The sequence below is a fragment of the Streptomyces phytophilus genome (assembly GCF_013870535.1).
Classification (GTDB): domain Bacteria; phylum Actinomycetota; class Actinomycetes; order Streptomycetales; family Streptomycetaceae; genus Streptomyces; species Streptomyces phytophilus.
Genome location: NZ_JACBXC010000743.1, coordinates 1 through 3,021, shown reverse-complemented (window position 1 = coordinate 3,021; position 3,021 = coordinate 1). Strand labels below are relative to the sequence as shown.

Here is a 3,021-nt window from a genome sequence, read left to right as displayed (position 1 = left end):
GGGCGCCCGCTTCCTCGTCAGCCCCGGCAGCACGGACCGGCTGCTGACCGCGATGGACGGCTCGGGGCTGCCGTACCTGCCGGGGGTGTCGACGGTCTCGGAGGCGATGGGCCTGCTGGAGCGCGGGGTGACGGAGATGAAGTTCTTCCCGGCGGAGGCGTCGGGCGGCATCGCGTACCTGAAGTCCCTCGGCTCGCCGCTGCCCCGTGCCCGGTTCTGCCCGACGGGGGGCGTCACGGCGGAGTCGGCGCCGGAGTACCTCGCGCTGGCGAACGTCGGCTGCGTGGGCGGCACGTGGATGCTGCCGAAGGCGGCGCTGGCGGCGAAGGACTGGGCCACGGTGGAGAAGCTCGCCGCCGAGGCGGCGGCACTCGGCAACGGCTGAAGGCAGGCGGGGGCGCGGGCCGCTCAGTGGGACTGCTTCGTGAGGTCCAGGTTCCGCGGTACCAGCACCGCCGTGAGCACCGCCGCGCCCAGCAGCGCGAAGAAGCCGACCAGCCCCGTCAGCGCGAGTGAGTCGACGAACGCGTCCCCCGCCCGCGCCGCGAGCCGCGCCGACCCCGTGCGCTCCGCCACTTCCAGCGCGCCCGCCAGCGACTCCCGGGCGTCGTCCGCCTGCGCCGGGGTCAGCGCGCTCAGTGCCCCCTCCCCCAGCCGGGACCGGTACACCGCCGCAGCGATGCTGCCGAGCACCGCCACGCCCAGCACACTGCCGAGTTCGTACGAAGTCTCCTCCAGCGCCGCCGCGTTGCCCGCCTTCTCCTGCGGGGTGCCCGCCATGATGATCCCCGAGGCGACCGCCAGCGAACTCCCGCCCCCGCCCAGCAGCGCCAGCGCCACCGCCATCCACGGATAGCTGATCGGGCTCGGCGCCAGGTAGATGACGAGGAACCCCATCCCGGCGATCGCCAGGCCGCCCGCCAGGACCGTACGGGCACCGATCCGGGCCGCGAGCGCCGGGGCGAGCGGCGACGCGACGCACATGGCTATCGCCGCCGGCGTCAGCGCGACACCCGCCTGCAACGGGGTGCGGCCGTCGACCAGTTGGAGCCACTGCGCGACCAGCAGCAGCAGCGCCCCCAGCGCGAACATCGACGCCAGCGCCGCGACGATCCCCGCCGTGAACGGCGGCCGGCGAAAGAGCCGCAGGTCCAGCATCGGATCCGGGCGGCGCAGGCTGCGGCGTACGAACCAGCCGAGGATCAGCACCGCCGCGCCGAGGGCCGCCCACGACTCCGGGGCGCCGAAGCCCTCCTTCGCGACGTGCTTGATCGACCAGACCAGGGCGACCATGCCCGCGATGATGGCGACCGTGCCGGGTACGTCCCAGCGCGGCCGGAGCGCCGTGCGGTACTCCGGCAGCAGGAAGAGGCCCGCGACGATCGCCGCGGCCATCAGCGGCACGTTGATCAGGAACGCCGAGTGCCAGGACAGGTGCGTCAGCAGCAGCCCGCCGACGACCGGCCCGACCGCGATGCCCACGGCCGAGGTGGCCGCCCACACCCCCAGCGCGGTCGCGCGCTCCCGCGGGTCCGTGAAGATCACCCGGACCATCGACAGCGTCGTCGGCATGATCATGGCCCCGGCGACGCCGAGGAGGGCGCGGATCAGAATCACCCCGGCCGCGCTGTCGGCGGCCAGGATCGCCAGCGAGAACCCGCCGAAGAGCAGGTAGCCCGCGAGCAGCATCCGCTTGCGCCCGTAGCGGTCGGCGAGGGCGCTGACGGGGACGAGCAGCCCGGCGAGGATCAGCGCGTAGACGTCGACGATCCACAACTGCTGTGTGGCGGACGGCGCGAGGTCGGCGGTGATGTGCGGGAGCGCGACGTTCAGGATCGTCACGTCCATGGCGATCACCAGGAGGCTCGCGGACAGCACCGCCAGCGCGGCCCACCGCCGCCCCCGGCTCAGCCCGGCGGCCGGGTCCGCCGCGGCCGGTTCCGTACGCACGCCGCCGCTCTCCACCGCGCGGTCTCCCCCGCTCATTCCGCCTCCTCCCGGCCCGGGCCCGAGCGGATCAGGGCGGTGATCGCCCGGGTCAGCTCGTCGAGTTCGACGGGTTCGCCCCGGAACATCACGTGCAGGGTGATGCCGTCCGTGAACGCGGCCAGCAGCCGCGCCGTCGCGGGATCGGTCCATTCGCCCAGCAGCTCGACCAGCCCGTCGAACCAGCGCAGCGCCAGCGGGCGCAGTTCGGGACGGTGGATCGTCGCGCCGTAGAGGGCGAGGTCGGCGCGCATCTGATCGGTGTCGCTGAAGTAGTCGTGGAGGATCCGGGCCAGGCCGTCCGGCTCGCGCGGCCCGCCGGCCGCGGCGTTCCGCACGCGGTCGAGGAACTCCTCGATCTCGTCCACCAGGACCTGGAGACCGGCCTCGCGCAGCTCGTCGAGGGAGGTGAAGTAGTACGTGGTCGCCCCCAGCGGCACGCCGGCGCGCTCGGCGACCCGGCGGTGGGTGATGTCGCCGCCACCGCCCTCCACCAGCAGGTCCGCCGCGGCCCGCACGATCGCCCGGCGGCGGGCCTGCGGGTCGCGGCGGCTGCGCGCGGCGGGCTTTCCGGATGCGGGCATCGGTTTCCCTCCCGTGGCTGTACGCATGTACTAGTACCACTGTACATGTACATCTGTACCAGAGTGCGGGCAGCACGGTGCGCGGGCGGCGGCTGCCGCCCGCGAAAGGGGTGGGAAGTGGCTCAGCGCAGGTGCGACGTGTCGTTCAGCAGGCGTACGCTCGCGAGCCCGTCCGCGTAGTACGCGACCTCCGAGAGCGCCGCCGGCGACAGCTCCATCCGGTACAGCGACTCCGGCGGCGCGCCCAGCGCCAGCCGGACCAGCGTCTTGACCGGCGTCACGTGCGTGACGAGCAGCACCGTGCGGCCGGCGTAGCGCGCGAGGAGCTTGTCGCGCGCGACCGCGACGCGGCGGCTGACCTCGGCGAAGGACTCCCCGCCGCCGCTCGGCGCCGCCTTCGTGGAGCGCAGCCAGGCGGCGAGGTCGTCGGGGTGGCGCTCGCGCACCTCCG

General features: G+C 74.1%; 4 protein-coding genes. 1 reads left to right on the top strand and 3 read right to left on the bottom strand.

All coding sequences use genetic code 11. The features are described 5' to 3' along the window. The coding region (locus tag H5J30_RS24525) for a beta/alpha barrel domain-containing protein (RefSeq protein WP_508470654.1) at positions 1 to 385 on the top strand (385 nt) is incomplete at its 5' end. Positions 386 to 408: 23 nt separating this feature from the next. Here the strand turns inward: H5J30_RS24525 and H5J30_RS24520 are convergent. The 3 genes from H5J30_RS24520 to H5J30_RS24510 form a co-directional block, all read right to left on the bottom strand. Beyond that, positions 409 to 1,986, bottom strand: a complete 1,578-nt coding sequence (locus H5J30_RS24520; protein WP_181789534.1) for an MFS transporter — start codon at positions 1,984 to 1,986, stop codon at positions 409 to 411. After that, positions 1,983 to 2,570, bottom strand: coding sequence for a TetR/AcrR family transcriptional regulator (locus H5J30_RS24515; RefSeq protein WP_181789533.1), 588 nt, complete (start codon positions 2,568 to 2,570; stop codon positions 1,983 to 1,985). Before H5J30_RS24515 ends, H5J30_RS24520 begins: the two co-directional genes overlap by 4 nt. A gap of 122 nt (positions 2,571 to 2,692) precedes the next feature. Then, positions 2,693 to 3,021, bottom strand: a 329-nt coding sequence (locus H5J30_RS24510; protein ID WP_181789532.1) for a histidine phosphatase family protein, incomplete at its 5' end; no start/stop codon positions are given.

Coding starts and splice junctions, on each gene's coding strand:
- H5J30_RS24520 (WP_181789534.1), bottom strand. CDS start 1,986: ATGAGCGGGGGAGACCGCGCGGTGGAGAGCGGCGGCGTGCGTACGGAA.
- H5J30_RS24515 (WP_181789533.1), bottom strand. CDS start 2,570: ATGCCCGCATCCGGAAAGCCCGCCGCGCGCAGCCGCCGCGACCCGCAG.